This window comes from Bradyrhizobium sp. USDA 3397, from assembly GCF_054060965.1.
In genome coordinates, this window is record NZ_JBSSDS010000001.1 from 3869618 (window position 1) to 3884641 (window position 15024).

General features: G+C 56.3%; 10 protein-coding genes and 1 pseudogene. 1 reads left to right on the plus strand and 10 read right to left on the minus strand.

Annotated elements, in window-relative coordinates; all coding sequences use genetic code 11:
* Positions 1-34: 34 nt before the first annotated feature.
* The 5 genes and pseudogenes from ACVWYQ_RS17770 to ACVWYQ_RS17790 all read right to left on the minus strand — a co-directional run bounded on the left by ACVWYQ_RS17770 (position 35) and on the right by ACVWYQ_RS17790 (position 7320).
* Complete coding sequence (locus ACVWYQ_RS17770; protein ID WP_456726152.1) at positions 35-982, minus strand: hypothetical protein; 948 nt, start codon at positions 980-982, stop codon at positions 35-37.
* Positions 983-1100: 118 nt separating this feature from the next.
* Positions 1101-2471, minus strand: coding sequence for an extracellular solute-binding protein (locus ACVWYQ_RS17775; RefSeq protein WP_456726153.1), 1371 nt, complete (start codon positions 2469-2471; stop codon positions 1101-1103).
* A 669-nt stretch (positions 2472-3140) separates the two neighbouring features.
* Positions 3141-3872, minus strand: a complete 732-nt coding sequence (locus tag ACVWYQ_RS17780; RefSeq protein WP_456726154.1) for a methyltransferase — start codon at positions 3870-3872, stop codon at positions 3141-3143.
* A 564-nt stretch (positions 3873-4436) separates the two neighbouring features.
* A pseudogene (locus ACVWYQ_RS17785) lies at positions 4437-5432 on the minus strand (carbamoyltransferase N-terminal domain-containing protein).
* Between the two features lie 1660 nt (positions 5433-7092).
* Positions 7093-7320: a hypothetical protein gene (locus tag ACVWYQ_RS17790; protein WP_157287902.1), complete on the minus strand. Its 228-nt coding sequence runs from the start codon at positions 7318-7320 to the stop codon at positions 7093-7095.
* A gap of 279 nt (positions 7321-7599) precedes the next feature.
* Between ACVWYQ_RS17790 and ACVWYQ_RS17795 the strand changes: the two genes are divergently transcribed.
* Positions 7600-8163, plus strand: a complete 564-nt coding sequence (locus tag ACVWYQ_RS17795) for a helix-turn-helix transcriptional regulator (RefSeq protein ID WP_456726155.1) — start codon at positions 7600-7602, stop codon at positions 8161-8163.
* 347 nt (positions 8164-8510) lie between these two features.
* Here ACVWYQ_RS17795 and ACVWYQ_RS17800 read toward each other — a convergent pair whose 3' ends face one another.
* The 5 genes from ACVWYQ_RS17800 to ACVWYQ_RS17820 form a co-directional block, all read right to left on the minus strand.
* A complete protein-coding gene (locus tag ACVWYQ_RS17800; RefSeq protein ID WP_456726156.1) occupies positions 8511-9251 on the minus strand; it encodes a methyltransferase domain-containing protein in 741 nt (246 codons plus the stop codon).
* A 23-nt stretch (positions 9252-9274) separates the two neighbouring features.
* The gene (locus ACVWYQ_RS17805) at positions 9275-10639 is read right to left on the minus strand and encodes a radical SAM protein (RefSeq protein ID WP_456726157.1); all 1365 of its coding nucleotides are present in this window, start codon (positions 10637-10639) and stop codon (positions 9275-9277) included.
* A gap of 171 nt (positions 10640-10810) precedes the next feature.
* A complete protein-coding gene (locus ACVWYQ_RS17810) occupies positions 10811-12586 on the minus strand; it encodes a class I SAM-dependent methyltransferase (protein ID WP_456726158.1) in 1776 nt (591 codons plus the stop codon).
* Positions 12573-13514: a hypothetical protein gene (locus ACVWYQ_RS17815; RefSeq protein WP_456726159.1), complete on the minus strand. Its 942-nt coding sequence runs from the start codon at positions 13512-13514 to the stop codon at positions 12573-12575. Before ACVWYQ_RS17815 ends, ACVWYQ_RS17810 begins: the two co-directional genes overlap by 14 nt.
* A complete protein-coding gene (locus ACVWYQ_RS17820; RefSeq protein WP_456726160.1) occupies positions 13514-14434 on the minus strand; it encodes a DUF692 domain-containing protein in 921 nt (306 codons plus the stop codon). Before ACVWYQ_RS17820 ends, ACVWYQ_RS17815 begins: the two co-directional genes overlap by 1 nt.
* Between the last annotated feature and the right edge of the window lie 590 nt (positions 14435-15024).

Sequence of the window (15024 nt, forward strand, 5' to 3'; positions counted from 1 at the left end):
CGCATCACTCGTCGATAAGCGCGACCAGTTGGGCTCATGTGCTGAAGTAAGATCCAAGCCGAATAGCTATATCTGCTACTAGGACAACTATGAAAATCAAGACTGCGATCATAGCGGCAAGGTAGCTAATTGGATCTTTGAGGACTGCCTCCTGGGAGTATCCATACTTCACTCGCAGCAGGTACTCGATTTTAAGCAGCCCTAAGCCGCCGGCGTACGACAGATTGATCGCCGTAATGACCATAACGGCAGACAAGCAAAGCACCATGGTCCCAAATATCCCGACCTTCGCGGCAAACACTGCAACGTCTCCAAGATCATCATCACCCTCGGCCAGGAAAAGGGAATGAAAAGTCTCAGGAATGCTCACGAGTGCACGACCAAGCGCCTGAAACATATTCTTATCCGTCGTCATTCCGATGAGTGAAGCAGAAGCGAGCCCGAGCGGCAATAACAGCAAAATGCAAATCGAATAACCTAGTGCCAACAACAGCAAATATTTCCATAAACTGTTTTCGAAACGCCACCAGCGTAGTGTTATCACATCGAACACATAAAAGGACACGTGGCAGACCAGAAAACCGAGAAGAACCAGTAAGAAGCATTCGAGAGGAACAACGCTCCAAAAATGGAAGTACCAAATCGCATACATCTTGATCATCGATTTGAGAAATCCGGCTTGAGGTCCGACTTGAATGGGTGCAGCGGCGAACGCGAGCAGAAGCAGAAAGAACACCAAGAACACAAGTGCAAAAGATAAATTTCTCTTCCAACTCAATGCCGTGCGGCCGTAGAAAAAGCGCCTGAGTAGTACGTATTGTCGATGAATGGTCGCCGCTGGATCGCGATTAGTGAGCCAGTTCAACGTTGCGAGCTGCAATGGCTCCGAGCGGCTCAGCAACTTCAGTGCTGCAAAGGCACTTCCTGCCGTGGCGAACGGCACCGCTATGAGAGAAAATGCTTCCGAAACATCGAAGGACATAGGAATTACTCAGCGCAATTTTGCCGTGACATTAGCCTTGCATCTCAAGAAACGCATCGTCTCAAATCAATGGAATATCACGTTCAGTAAAACTCACCACGATACCGTACGCTTGGCGTCAGTTGAGACCGCGCGACCTATTGTTGAAAGGGTTTGTCGGCAGTGCAGAATCTAGATTGGGTGCCATGAGCCTTAGAGCATCGTTGACGCCCGGCTGGATCCCTGTTCCTCTTCCTTGATGCGCTGCAAAAAAGGCGGGGTAAAGAGGTGCATTTGCAACTTTAAGCTTTTCACGGGCCGGCAAAAGATAACGCGGCGTGTCGCTGTCTCCTTCAGGTTCGAGGACAAGCTGATAGCCTGTATCAGAAACCATGAACCGAATAAATTCTTCGGCGAGTGCCTTCTTTAGTCCATGAACGCTTGTGTCGATTCCTAGAGCGTCAACCCAGCCTACGCCATTGTCTTTGCGGGGTTCGAAAAAAGCAGGAAGACCACGAATGCCGATGGTATCCGTTGTTAGGCAGCGCCCAAGACAGTTCTCGGTGCTGTCTTGGAGACCATAGTAGATGGTTTCAGAATAACCCACATAGACTTGAGCTTCTTTTCGCACAAAAGCCCGGGCATAGTAGCCCGCACGGCTGTGTAGCTCGCCATTTCGACAAAAGCCGTTCGAGCAGACGGAGATTAGCTCACTCAGGGCTTTTACGACGCGCAAGTCCGGCTGGGAGCTTGCTTTAACATCGGTTTGAGCTTGAGCCAGACCAACGATATCAGAGTAGGCCGTTAGGTACCACTCACCTAGCGTGCTGCGACCGAACAGATCGACGAACAGCTTCTTGTCGTAAGCTTTTAGGCCCGATATTAGAGCCGACCAGGTAGTTGCCTGTTCCACGATGGCGACGACACTGGCATCGCTCTTGTCATAAAAAAGGAAGTTGCCGCACATCCAATGCGGCACGGCGTAAATTTTTCCGTTGCGCCTGACCGCGTCTACGGCTGTCGCGGCAAAGTCACTGAAAGGTAGTTCAATGGGCTGGATTTTGCCGCTGTCGGCTAGGTCCGTCAAAAGGATGGTATCGATCTCGTAGACATCGGCTTTGACCCTGGCGAGGCCGCCGGAATAGTAGTCGGCGGCTAACGACTTCGTCTGGCCTTCATCTTCGTAAGTCTCCACGAGCTCTATGTTGACCCCGGGATACATTCGCTCGAATTGCTGCTCAAGTTGCGTGAAGAGCGCGCGTCTCTGGGGTACGGCCGGATAGAGCGCCACTCGCAGCGTCAACCACTCAGCACCGTTCTGGGCAACGGCAACGGTACCCTCGATGCAGACAAAGGACGTAACGGCGATTATCGCAAAAGCGCCCAGGACTTGGCGGATGGCGTACCATCCACAGCGGATAACTTGTTGGGTTGGAAGTGCCAGGTCGTGCAGAGGCGCACCCTTGGGAAGCCTCTCCATCATTTGTCTCCGCAATTTCTGGCGGATCATTGTAACGAATACATCCTACAATGCTACGGCGAATGGTCAATCCCTGACGAACGAGAGGTAAGGTGGTGTTGGCCATGAAAAAGCGAAGCGCCAGAATTCGAAGCTGCGGCGCTGCGATCATCACTTCACCGACGAGTTGCTCACAAATACCGACGCAATAGTCTCGTAGCCGTTATAACCGTTGAAGCTGGATGATGCCGCGAAAGCCTTCGATTGTTAAACAGGTCGACGGCACCGCGACCAATCGTAAGTGTACGCCACTGCCGGCGGACCGACGACGCCGCACGGCCGATCGTCGCGCGTTAACTCCTGATGCGACCGGCCGCAAGGGTGGCAGCTCATCCTTCATCGGCGTGCCGCAGGATGCCTGTGTGCGCGCCGCATCGATCGCCCGCCCGTCGACCTACTTCAGGCGATGGGCATGATCAGATTCGTTACAGCCGCGCGATGAGTTCGACGATAAGCTGAATCCTTCAGAGGTCGCTCGAAGGACGACGCTAGCTGGATCCATATCCGCCTACGTGAGGGTGCGCCAGAAACGAGCTTTTCACAGGTTTCGGTGCTTATCGCGGGTGGGCTCCAGCGAGAGAAACGTTGAGCGCGCCCCTCGGCCGGGAAAGTACCGCGCGCATTTTGATTTTTGTAAAGCGAGCGGTGCAGTGCCTCGACCTACTTTTTGGGCCCATGCTCGGCCCGAACGGCACCGAGCTTTCGTCGAGCCGTGAGTTCCCAAATAATCCGGACGTGCCCATCTGGAATCGAGGGTCGGAGAATATGCATATCTCTGACGCGCAGCTCACTCTCATCAATCAAATTCAGGACTCGGCCGACATCTCCCTGATCAGAGAAAAGCACATACATCACGCCCTTGTCATTTAGGCGGATGTGCGCACCTTTCAGAGCCGAGGCCATGACATTGTGATCTTCATCGAAGCAAGAGCGCTCCAGGTCGTCTTTCGCTCTACGATTCCAATAGGGGGCGGCAAAGAGAATGATGTCGAATTTTTCTCCAGCCTGCAGTCCAGAATAAGTGTCGCTATAGCGCACCTCGGCTTTGTCTGAGTAGCCTAATCGCTCGATATTTATCCTCGTCGTGAGAACGGCTTGCGGATTTATGTCGAGAGCCACGAGACAGCCTGCGCCGGCCCGGAGGGCTGCAAGCCCCAGCACACCTGATCCGCATCCCAGATCGAGCACGGTCGCGCCAGGTTCGATGTGCCACTTCGACATCAATGCGTCCGGACCGTGACTTAGGCGCGGTGACAAAACGCCAGGCAGGACGTGTAAGGGCAGGCCGCTTACTTCCACGTCGTGCGGGCGCTCGTATAATCGCAGTTCAGCTAGCATTGCATCTACGTCCGTCGTTTGGCGCCGTACAGATACGGCTATGGGGGCATTCATCTAACTCTCCATCTCCTGGCGAAAACAACATCGCGCGTCGTCCGGACCGATCCGGCTAGCAGTCCGGTCTGGGCGAACTGCTCCAGCGGCCGGCAGGCAAGCTGGGAAACCGGAAAGGCGGGCTCATAGTGCTCTCCATCAACCGATTGCCAACGGTAGCGCGGCTGTTCCCGCGCCTGTTCTCTCGCACATGGACACACGGCTTCAGCGAGCACCTGTCTTACACGTCTGAATGCACTGCTATACTCGGTGTTGCTACCTCCCAATAGCAACGGCCGTGCCAGGAACGACAAGCGCAGCAAGCCTATGATGACGCTCTGCGGCAGCCGGCACTGGCTCGCCGGGCACCGTGATTTGCCTGTGTCCTGTGGTAGCTATGCCGAGGGCCATACATGGAATCGTCTTCTTGCCCGCACGACACGGCTTGAAGTCCTCTCCCGGCGCAACGTTAGGCGACGTCCGGTGGTCAAAGGCTCGGCGCCATATCTCTCCCCAGCAAGATGGCTTTACCGTAGACATGCGCTATTCTTAGCGGGAAGATGCGGTTGGACCGGCAATTGTTCACTAAGTTTTCGTCCACAGCATGCCATCGCACCACACATGCTCAACGCCTCCCCACTGGCAAGCCGCTGCGACATTCGGGAAGAACCCACGCCCACGGTGGTTAGCACTCGTGTTGCAAAGCAGTGGAATACCGGTCAGTTTTTCATATTCGACGAGAAGCTTGGCGACTTTGTGCTGAGACGTTCTGGAAATGGTCTGCAATCGCGCCGTTCCGTCCAGATGTACAACGGCGGGTACCTTGTCCCGCCACTCTGCTCGTGTCTGATGATCGAAGAGCATGCGGCCGGTGGCTCCGATATGCTTGGAAGATCGTGCCCCGGACATTTTCAGTCCTGGAACGCCGGATCCTTACACAACCGAGCCTAGCGCGATGTAGGCCATCAACTTGCCGGCAACGCCGAGGTCCCAATTGGTGCGGCTCGCCTGCTTATATGGTCCGAAGTGATAGCCCGCGGCAGCATAGGCGTGCCCAATCATTGGGAACAGGCATTCGACGAACCGGGCTCCGCGGCGTTCTACATAATAAAGACGTGGAAAGGTGCCACCGTCCCACACAAGACAGAACGCGGGTTGCCCGGCTTCCGCAAAGGGGCTGGTGCAGTATGCGGCGGCCACATGGCCCGTGACGTGCGGATAGCTTTTGTAAGGGAAGGACCTGCCGTCCAGCATCAGGCCAGTGCCATCACGCGACGTTAGCAGGCCATCGGCGCGACTTTCAATATACGGCGCACCTTTGAGATTGAGTGGCGTCACCCCACTGAGGACCTGCAACTGCGGCTCTCCTTCTCCCCACCAGCCGTCAAGGACGAAGTGATCAACATCCGACACATCCAGCCCCTGCTCCGCCAAGGCCAAGACAACTGCATCGAGATTGTCGATGGCTTGGTATCGCGGATTGTTGTTCCGCTTCTCCTGCTCGACACAAAAGACAAGCCGTCCGTCCTCGATAAGAGCGATTGATCCGTCATGCGTCAGCTTGATACCGCAGATGCGCATAGTGTCTCCATGTTTGGACCCTAACGATTCGATTGATTTGAAGATCAACTTTGATACCGAAAGCGGGCGAGCAAGCAGACGCGCTCGACACGATTAAGCCTTCGTTTAGCGCTTTGCTGAACCGCCTCTACACCAGCGGTGTCACGCCAAGTCTCCCGCGGAAGCCATTACGCGCCGACCGTGTAACGGATGCCCACCCGGCGTGATCGCTCGCACTAGTTTTTGGGTGACCAGTACGCATCTGAGCCATGTAACCAGGTAAGAGAGGCCTTCGGCCATCGAGTTCGCCCCCCTGCCTGGTCGCGGTCGGAGTTCGGATCACGACTTATCATTACCTCACATGCTCGGTGGCAGCCTTGTGATAGCCGACCGGCGACGTCATCGTCGCTTGGCTGATTAAAACTCAAAGGCCGTGTCCCATTCTGGCGTCCTCGCCGGTAGCTGCTGCACGATTTGGGCCAGTGCGAGCTAGAGGAATATCTCGGGATTTTTTGGCCGAATGTCGCGTGTGCAGACACGCTGGCGATTTGCTGACATTTGGCACGTTTGGTTTCGGACAGAAGTTCAGACTGCGCTTGCCTGATCATGTTGAGCTCCCGAAAGCTGCCCAGCGGGCGAGGCCCGGCGTATGGACCGGCTTCTGGTAATGCCTCGCTCGGTGCCGACTGCGAGTTGTTGCAAGATGTGCTGTGCTGATGGGCTAGTCGGCCGCCGATAACGGCCTGCTTTTGCGGTATGGCCTGATGAACAGTCCCCTGTGCGCCAGCGCCGTGTCACGGCACGCAGACGTTGGGAGCTATTGAGCGATGGCGATCCCTGTCGCAGCTTGAAATTGGGGATCAAACCTTTTTTGAAGCGACCACTGCTGCCCCTCTACCGATCTCAGACCACTCTTGTGGGGACAGACTCCCTGCGCAGACGAGTCCCCTCTTACCGCCCCGACCGCCTAGGGCTTTGCCAGTGAACTCCTCAACATCGGCCGGTTGCGATCCGGCCGGGCAAGATTGGAGCACCGATAACGTCGGCCGGACGCTTTTCGCTGTTTTGCCCTCTTGGGATTCAATCCTTCATCATCCCTATGTCGGATCGCAGACTTTCCCTTAACCCATCGCGAATATCGTCCTCAAGCTCGCCGACCGCTTCTTGATCTCAGGAGCGCAAAGCCCTGACCAGAGGCATCAACCACGCAGGGTCCAAAACTGCTCAATATGGCAGTCAGATCTCTCGTCATCTGCAAGCGGCTCATGCTGGACGTTCTTGGACGCTTACTCTTCGTGCAACGGTTAGCGCTGCGCGAGATTGGCGACCATCGCCTGCTCCCGCAGTGCTTCCAGCGCGATCTGCGCCGTTAGGGCCGATTCGCACCTCCGTCTCGTCCTCTCGCGTCGTTCCTCGCTCCGGCTGTTGCGACGGAACGGCACGAAATTCCTAGTCAACTGGTCCGAAATCCGGGGCTGCTTGGCCGGGCACTCGCGGGTGCAATGGCCCACCACCGCCAATGATACGGAAGCCGGCGACCCTGACGGCCAGATCGCTGGACGCCAACGTCACCGCTTCGGTGCCCCCGGTAATCCCTCGCTTGCGATCCGATACGGCCAATTAAGATCAGCCTAACCGCCCTAAGCTCGTGCCGCACCGCATCCACCAGCATTGCCGCGTCCTATGCGAGAACATCGAGATCGATTCTATAGTTCTCGGCAGTTTTCGAAGCGTTGTCGATATTCCGGATCTGACTTGCAAAGCTGGCAGGCGCTTTGACTAAGAATATCCGCGTGATGAGGCCTGTTGCAATGAAATTCGGCGCGAAAGGCATGAAGTTCAGCTGATATATGCAGGCGAGGATTGTACACTTGCCACCCATCATCCAGGTGATGATTCGATCTTTCACCTGTGAATCAATTACAATCGAATGTCGCCGAATAACGTGCAAATCGAACGAGCGAACGCAGCACGATCCGACGGTGCACCGGGTGTTCGACTGCACGCGAACGCGATCCGAAACTGACTTGAACGACCCGGACTTCACGCAGGGTAAGTTAACGCACATTTTGGCGAGCACGATTTGATTATTTCAAATGCGCAAAGGTGAAGAGGAAACCGGGGTAATCCAACGTAGTCTACATTCTTCTCGACCGAACCGCGCATCACGCGTGGGGAACGGCGCAGAATGATTGGTGCGCTTGGATTGCTGAATCGGCCCGCGATTGTAATCGATCATCACGGCATGGTGCTCGACGTCAATGAAGACGCTTTGAAGCTTTTCGATGATGACCTCTGGATCAAAGGAAAACGTCTGTTCGCGGCCGACCAACAATCGCGAATGAAACTGGATCGACTGGTCAACCATATCCGTCTCGCATTGAGTAAGCCGGGTCGTACAAGCCTTCAAACCGTGATTACCAAGCGTCAGGGCCTTCCGGTCGTCGTTGACGCCTTTGTGCCAGGGTTGGAAGACGAGAACCTGTTGCCGGATGTGGGCGCTCTTCTTCTCCTCACCGACCTGAACGAAAACCATCAAGTGTCGCAGAGCTCAGTGATGGAGATTTTCGGAACGACACCAGCTCAGGCTCGTCTCGCATCGCTCCTGGTCGAGGGAAAAACGCTGGAGGAGATTGCTTGTGATATGAGGATTTCGCTGGGGACGGCCCGCAATCATCTCAAGGCTGTTTTCCTGCGAACCGGGACAAGGCGGCAAGCCGAATTGGTATCTCTGTTGTCGCGCCTGCGATAATTTTGCTGGATCCGGCCTGCCGGATTTGACGTTTTCGATTTTGACGCTCGCGCGGGTTCTTTTCCAGATCATTTCACTGCAGCCGCGCTCAATCCCTCACCTTGGCAGATAGGGCGATGTTGCCCAAGCCGAAATCCGCACGGGCTGATCAACAGGATGAGCGGGACCGGCTCCTCGGCGCCATGACCAGTTGCCGGAGCTTACGTTGATCCCGCAAGGCCATGCTTGTACGGTGATGATGTGAAATCGAGAAGCGCTCGCGATGTTGCGAGAAATGGCGAGGTGAGCACCTCTTCAAGCACCAAGGCTATTTTTCCCGGCGCCGGTCTGCTCGAAGCTATGCAATCCTATTTGACCGCAAGAAATCCCTCGAAACAGACATGCTTGTAGATGGTCATGGTATCTACAAAACCTGCCCGATGCAGCATATCGAGATTGCCTTTGGTGGAAAACGGCTCAAGTACGCCTTTCAGACTATTTGCTTTTCCCAAGACTTCTTCCGGAGAGTAACCGTTGTCCAATTTGTAGTCGATATAGATCGCGCTCGCGATATCCTGAAACCGTGCATCTGGTGCTCTGACTTTCTCGAAAAACAGGAATGCTCCGCCCCAATTGAGCGACTTATAGATCCGATCGATCAGGTTCTGCCGGTGCCGGGGCGGAACGAACTGAATCGTATAATAGGAGACGATAAAATCGCTGGCTTCGTAATCTACCTCGCACGCATTTGCGAGTAGGTACTCAACGTTCGGCGCTTTGCCCTGAGCGCTGCGCGCGTACTCAATCATGGCACGTTCGTTATCGATTCCGATCCAGCGCGTTCCATGTGAATGCCGCTTCGCCAATTCCCGTAGCAGCGTTCCGGTTGAAGTACCGATTTCATAAGCCACGGAATCACTCTTGACGAAAAAGTCACTCACCTGTTCGATCAGCCTATGGCCGGCTTCGTAGTTGGGAACAGACCTTGCGACGTGGCGATCAAAATATTGAGGGGTATCCCCACCGAAGCTCCAGCCGGCCCGTTCGGCCCGTATGCCGTCTCCCGTAGGCCCTCTTTCCCGTGCAGTCGTCTGCTCCAAGCTCTCCATGATAACCCTTTTGGCGTTTTCGGTTATGCAAGCTGCAGCTTGCGTTCTCGTGTCGGTTTTGTGGTCAATGCGCTTTTGACCGCGGGACTGAAGAAAAGGGACAAGACTTCATCTTCAAAAAGCTGACCCAGTGATGAAAGTCTCAGTCCAGGCTGGCCGCTAGCCTCGAGATAGGATTCCAATGCGCCGGCATTGTTCAGCTCATTGACAAGCGCGTCGTAATGTCGCGAAAGCTGGGGATGAGCGGCGCGGAGCGACCGCAGGCTTTCGTCCTCGATGCGTCCGATCCGAAGCCCTGTCGAATAGGACCCGGCCAGCACCTCCTCTTCGTCGATGCAGCGTCCGGTGGCGATCGGAACGCTGCCTGTCAAAACGGCATCAACATAAGTCGGAATGCTTGGGTCGTTGCGAAACACGTACCCGCGGTCGCCTCTCTTCCGCACTTCGACCCCGACGTGGGAATAGGCTCCCGCGCCCACTCCAAGAAGATCGCTCGAGGCCGAGGTCCGGATCTTCTTGAACGGATCGGTAAATTCACGGGCTCGCACAAATCGATTGCCGTCGGTCTGGTGATAGCCGAGTGTTGCCATTTCCTGCCAGATAAGCATACGGCCAAGAAGCGTGGCGAACTCGTCCTCGAACGCCGCTCGCTTTGTTTCTGTCCTATACCAGTGCCCTTGAGGACGATCTCCAAATCGTCCGTGATACCAAGTGAGGTGTGGCGGACGAATCTCGGCAATTGCTTCGAGGTTGTCCCATACTTCCGAACTGGATCCCTTATAGAGCCCCTGGATCAAGTCGAGATTCCAGTTTTCAAAAATTCGCGTTGCAATTGCGCATGCGCGGATGGGAATGTCGCGTTTGTAGCCGCGGGCCGCATATTTGAGTACGTCGTCATCGAACGATTGCACTCCAAAGCTCAGGCGCGTGACGCCCTGAGCCTTGACAGACCACAGCTTGTGCTCCCCCTCAGGCGCGGCGATCGTCAGGGGACTACCTTCGATGCAAAACTCTGCCCCGGGTCGCAAGTCATACTCGTTTCGAATAGTACGTATCAAACCGTGCAACGCCGGCTCATCGAGAACGAGCGGTGTGCCTCCCCCGATGTAGACCGATGACACGACGGTTCCAGCCCGAGCAAGCCGTGCGCCCCAAAAAGCGAGTTCACGATGCAACGCCGTCAGATAACGAGCAACTTTAGTGTCGTCCTCGACAGAGGTTTTTGCCCGGCCGGTATAGTGATCGACCGTGTAGTGACAGAATGTACAGCGCGTTTCACAGAATGCTACGTGAACATACAGGCTCGTTTCTCCGCTCCACGCAATCTCATCCACCAGGGTCGTTGGATCGAGCGGTGTCAATGAATCGATGGGCGGGTAGATCGCCACTGAGTGCGATCCGCCCAGCACCGCACGACTTATGCCGATGCCGGCGGCATGAAGTGCCGGTAGCGAAGCTGGAATTCCGAGCCGTCGCAGCGAAGAGCGTGCTTTCTCAAAAGCGGATTCTCGCGATCTCATTGTCGGGCCTCACGCTATCGAGCCTGCCACTTGAATAGATCACTGCCGTTGCGCGATGATCGTCAGATAAACGTCGGCGCGCGTATCTGGACTGTCGTCGAATCTGTAGATTACGTCGAAGGGATTTATCAGCCGCGGCATATACTGCTTGCGCCAAAGGCTTGCATGCTCGCCCACGAGCGACGGAACGATTTGACCCCAGATGCGCTCCGCGATAATGGTTAGGTCCGGATGCACACAGGCTTTGCGAATCCAATCGTAGATTTCGTTATACTGGACCCACGGCTGGGCGAGCGAGGCAAGATGAAGCTGCACGAGACGGTGGGTGATCGCGATGCGCCCTCCTGGGCGAACGACCCTCGCCATTTCTTTGACCATGCTCGGTCCTAGTCCAAGCTCCCAGATGCCTCCGGTCCATTCATTGATGGCAGCGTCAACTGACGCATCGGGCAGAGCCAGACGCTGCGCAAGGCCAGGACGAAAATGGAGGTTCGTGTAGTTTCGTTCGGAGGCGAATCGGCGCGCCAAATCGCTCAGGCAGCGAAACATCTCGACCGAAATAACGAGTCCGTCTTTGCCAACCGCTGGCGACAATCGCCGTGCAACACGTCCCAAGCCGCCGCACACGTCGACGACGATGCTCCCTGGCTTGAGCAGCAGCAATTCCGGGTGATTTGGGATCAGATCCTCTTGCGCGCGGACCAGTTTGTCCTCGACTTCTGGTACTTGGCTCCAGCTGTTGTCGTTCTCGCACGCCTTCAACAACGGCAAACGCCATCGCAAATAGGCCGCTCGAAACCGCTTGGCAAAATCAGACAGCCCGACGGGAGGCGTAGAAGACGCCGCATGGCCCAGCAGCACTTCATCGCTTGGTAAATCAAGGATCAGGACATCGCCCAGCGTGTTCTCGATCGCCCGGACAGCGTTGAAAATGGCGACAAAATCATCTTCGCCCGCGTCGCTCACTGGCCAGAGAGCTTCCGGATCCAGCCGTAAGCACAGACCTGAGATGAAGGCCGAGGCCGCCCAGGTCAGAACGCGGGCCCGCTCGGTCGCATTCAGGATCGATAGGTCTGGCGTCATGATGAGATGGACGGCGACGCAATCGCTGACCATCTCCTCCAGCCCGGAAATCGGGTGGTTCGGCACGGGCCAAGAGATTCTATCAAGGTAGACCGAGGCGCCGAGCCGGACAAGCGAGCGACGGAGTTCACGGTCGCATGGCAGGTGTCGCGTTTGCACCACGGTCTGGTGCATTCGAATGATACCGGTCTGACGAAGGCGGGCCAGTTCGCCCAAAATTGACTTATGATCCGCCAGCTGCGCGCAACACAGCAGCAGCTCCGGCGGATGTATTTCATCCTTAAGGCGTGTGGAGATCTGCTCGATTGAACTCTCGGCATCCAGGTCGATCACGATGGAGCGGCGCAAGGTTGAGGTGCGCGCCCTTTCCGCGATAGATCTCAGATGCTCAAGCTGTTCTGCCGACGGCCTCGCTTGCGAGGTAACGTGCATAAAGCCGTGCTGGCGCAGCGAAGCTAGCATCTTGTCGACAATGTGCTGATCGTCGAATTGAGCGCGCAGAGCCGTGAGATTAACGGGCCCGTTGATGAGCGTAGTGACAAAATCCAATAAGCCATCGCCGGGTGGTACGACCATGCCGGTTTCGAAGTAGCGGTGACTGAGCAATCGATGTTCGGCAATCTCGACGTCCAGAACCTCGACAGCCGGATCGAGCATGACAAAATCATCGTGCGGCAGTCCGCCGGAAAGGCCATCCGCACTGGGGCTCTGAAGGCGCTCAAGCAGTTTCATGAGGCGCAGAGCCGCAAATCCGGTGGCAAGAAAGATCGAGATCGTCTTTTTGCCTTCCCTGTCCCATAGACATTTGTCGCAGATCCGATTCGCCTACGATGACGCCGAGCGACGCTAAACTATCGATCAGCGAGAGCACATTAGCGTAGGGAACATCGTTCAGAGCCGTCGACAACTCCACCAAGCTCTTCGGGAAGCGAAGAACGTCAAAGAGGCGGGCGGCCCGCTGCGAAAGTTCCGCATATTCGTGGCCAGCTTCGGCAGCCGGAAGATAAATCAGCCAATGTCGCTCAGAGGCTTCAAGGTCCTGGCCGGGGTCGAAGTCGAACGGACTTTCAATCCATGGGGTGAGGTCGCAGGATGACGAAATCATCGTTGCCGCCGGATGGGCGACGAAGCGGGTTGACCGCAAATTCCTCGGGCTCCCTGCCGAGAAGGCCTCCGCCGCGGTGTTCGGCCATGTCGGGGGAGCGTATTCACCAAGCCGCCGGGCAAGCGCAATCGCCGCCGCGTCGATCGCCAGCACGTCTTGACGCGCGCGGGCGAAGAACTCCGGACGACCGGTCAAATATGCAACAAAAGCCGCCGCGGTCCGCCAGAAGTAGGGCCCGTTGTCAGCGTAACCGGACGACTGCACGAACTCTGCCGCAACTGCCTCGATATCGAGTCTACTCGCGTGCAGCAGACGCCGGGTGAGCGGGACAAGGTCCAGCGCACCAAGAGCATTCCTGACCAATCCGCGACGATACATGCCAATGTTGGATTCGGTCGGCGCGGGTGTGCCCGCATAGTCGGCCAGTATTGCTAGCTCAGTCGCCGTGCAGCCATGGAGGTCTTGGGCCCTTGGGTTGGGATCCATGACCCAATTCGCAAGGCGATCGTCTGTCAGTACGCGGCGCCAGGTATCCCAAACCAGCTGTGCGTCCATCAGGCAGCCTCGCTGCGGGTGGTGCGCCTGCTCGCCCGGCCGTAGGCGCGATCCCATGCCACACGTCCCCGCTCCAGATCCGAGAGGATTAGATCGGTGGTACGGCCGGTATCAGCCATTTCCCCATTGCAATAGAGGGATTGGGTTTCATATTCGAGGATGACGGCGCCCGGACGGGCGCGCGACAAAACATCGTCGAGCAGATCCCAAACGGCGTCCGCAACCTGGGTGTCATGAAGGTCGTGATACTGACCGTTGATCCAACGCCCTCCCGCCATGTGAATGGTGATGATACGGTCGAGCGGTATAGTGCTCAGAAATCGATCAATGGAATAGCCTTTCGCGCGGTGGTTCTGCTCGTTCGCATACAGATTGTGCAAATCTAGGTGCAAGTAGGTGCCTGATAGCTCAAGCATTCGCGCAAGGAATTCCTCTTCGGGCAGATCGCTGCCGGGGCACACGCGATAGTACGCCGCATTTTCGTGCGCGAGCGGAACGCCGTAAAGATCTTGAAGCGCGCGCGCCCTTGCCGCCACACGAACAGCCTCAGCCCGCGAGAACTGTAACGGACTGCTCCAAACATCGGACCAGGAGGCGTCGCCATAAAAACAGTGGTTCGCAACTGAGCAAACATTTAGTTTCTGAGAGAGCGGAACGTGCCGCCGCACGGCCGCCGTGTTCGTCAGATCGTCGAAGCCGAAGTCACCGCCGTAGTTCGAATGTCCGAGGAGCGGATATTTATCCGCGATATCGCGCATAAGATCGACGGCGCGGGGAGACATAAGCCCCGGCCCATCAAGAGGACTCATGATCGAGTCGAACAATATTTCCAGCGCATCAAGCGGCTGGTCCAGAAACGGAAACCAACCAATCAATTCAGGATTGAACTGAAGCCCAACGCCCAAGCGGGGAACGCTCATTTCCGAGGTCTCCAATAGCCTTGGCACCACGCCGACGGCGATGCGCCAAGGCCAAGCCGGATCAGAGTCCGTCAGTTACGGATGTTCTGCCGCGCACTTCGCCGCAGTTGCGGCGCATCTCGCTGCGGTCGCAGCGCACCGCGCCGCGGTTGCGGAGCATCGCGCTGCGGCGGCTTTTGCCTGTGCTTGCGCTGCAGTCGCCGCACATTTGGCAGCCGTAGCGGCGCATTGCGCAGCCGTCGCCGCACATTTAGCGGCCGCTGCCGCCGCTTCTTTCACCGACAGTTTTTTAACGTCCATGAATTCTCTCCACGTTGGAATAAAAGTTCTGCCAAAAATCGCTTCTCGGCAGGACTCGGCTCAATCACTAGTAGAACTACCCCATCCAGACACGGGAGCCAGTCCCATTTGAGATAGGAAAAGTATTATTTTGCCAGGACGGCCACAAAAGCAGAATATGACTTCGATTAAGCCCGCCACAGAAGGACACTCGGAAAACACCTACGTCAGGTCCGGCAAAAGCGAGTCAGGCAGACTCTCCCTTGAGTCCACTGATAGCTGACATTTGTGCATGACACGGTCAGAGCTTC

What these genes read in the sequence shown, in the direction of transcription:
- ACVWYQ_RS17770 (WP_456726152.1), bottom strand. Translation starts at nt 982, where the DNA reads ATGTCCTTCGATGTTTCGGAAGCATTTTCTCTCATAGCGGTGCCGTTC.
- ACVWYQ_RS17775 (WP_456726153.1), bottom strand. Translation starts at nt 2,471, where the DNA reads ATGATCCGCCAGAAATTGCGGAGACAAATGATGGAGAGGCTTCCCAAG.
- ACVWYQ_RS17780 (WP_456726154.1), bottom strand. Translation starts at nt 3,872, where the DNA reads ATGAATGCCCCCATAGCCGTATCTGTACGGCGCCAAACGACGGACGTA.
- ACVWYQ_RS17795 (WP_456726155.1), top strand. Translation starts at nt 7,600, where the DNA reads ATGATTGGTGCGCTTGGATTGCTGAATCGGCCCGCGATTGTAATCGAT.
- ACVWYQ_RS17800 (WP_456726156.1), bottom strand. Translation starts at nt 9,251, where the DNA reads ATGGAGAGCTTGGAGCAGACGACTGCACGGGAAAGAGGGCCTACGGGA.
- ACVWYQ_RS17810 (WP_456726158.1), bottom strand. Translation starts at nt 12,586, where the DNA reads ATGAAACTGCTTGAGCGCCTTCAGAGCCCCAGTGCGGATGGCCTTTCC.
- ACVWYQ_RS17815 (WP_456726159.1), bottom strand. Translation starts at nt 13,514, where the DNA reads ATGGACGCACAGCTGGTTTGGGATACCTGGCGCCGCGTACTGACAGAC.
- ACVWYQ_RS17820 (WP_456726160.1), bottom strand. Translation starts at nt 14,434, where the DNA reads ATGAGCGTTCCCCGCTTGGGCGTTGGGCTTCAGTTCAATCCTGAATTG.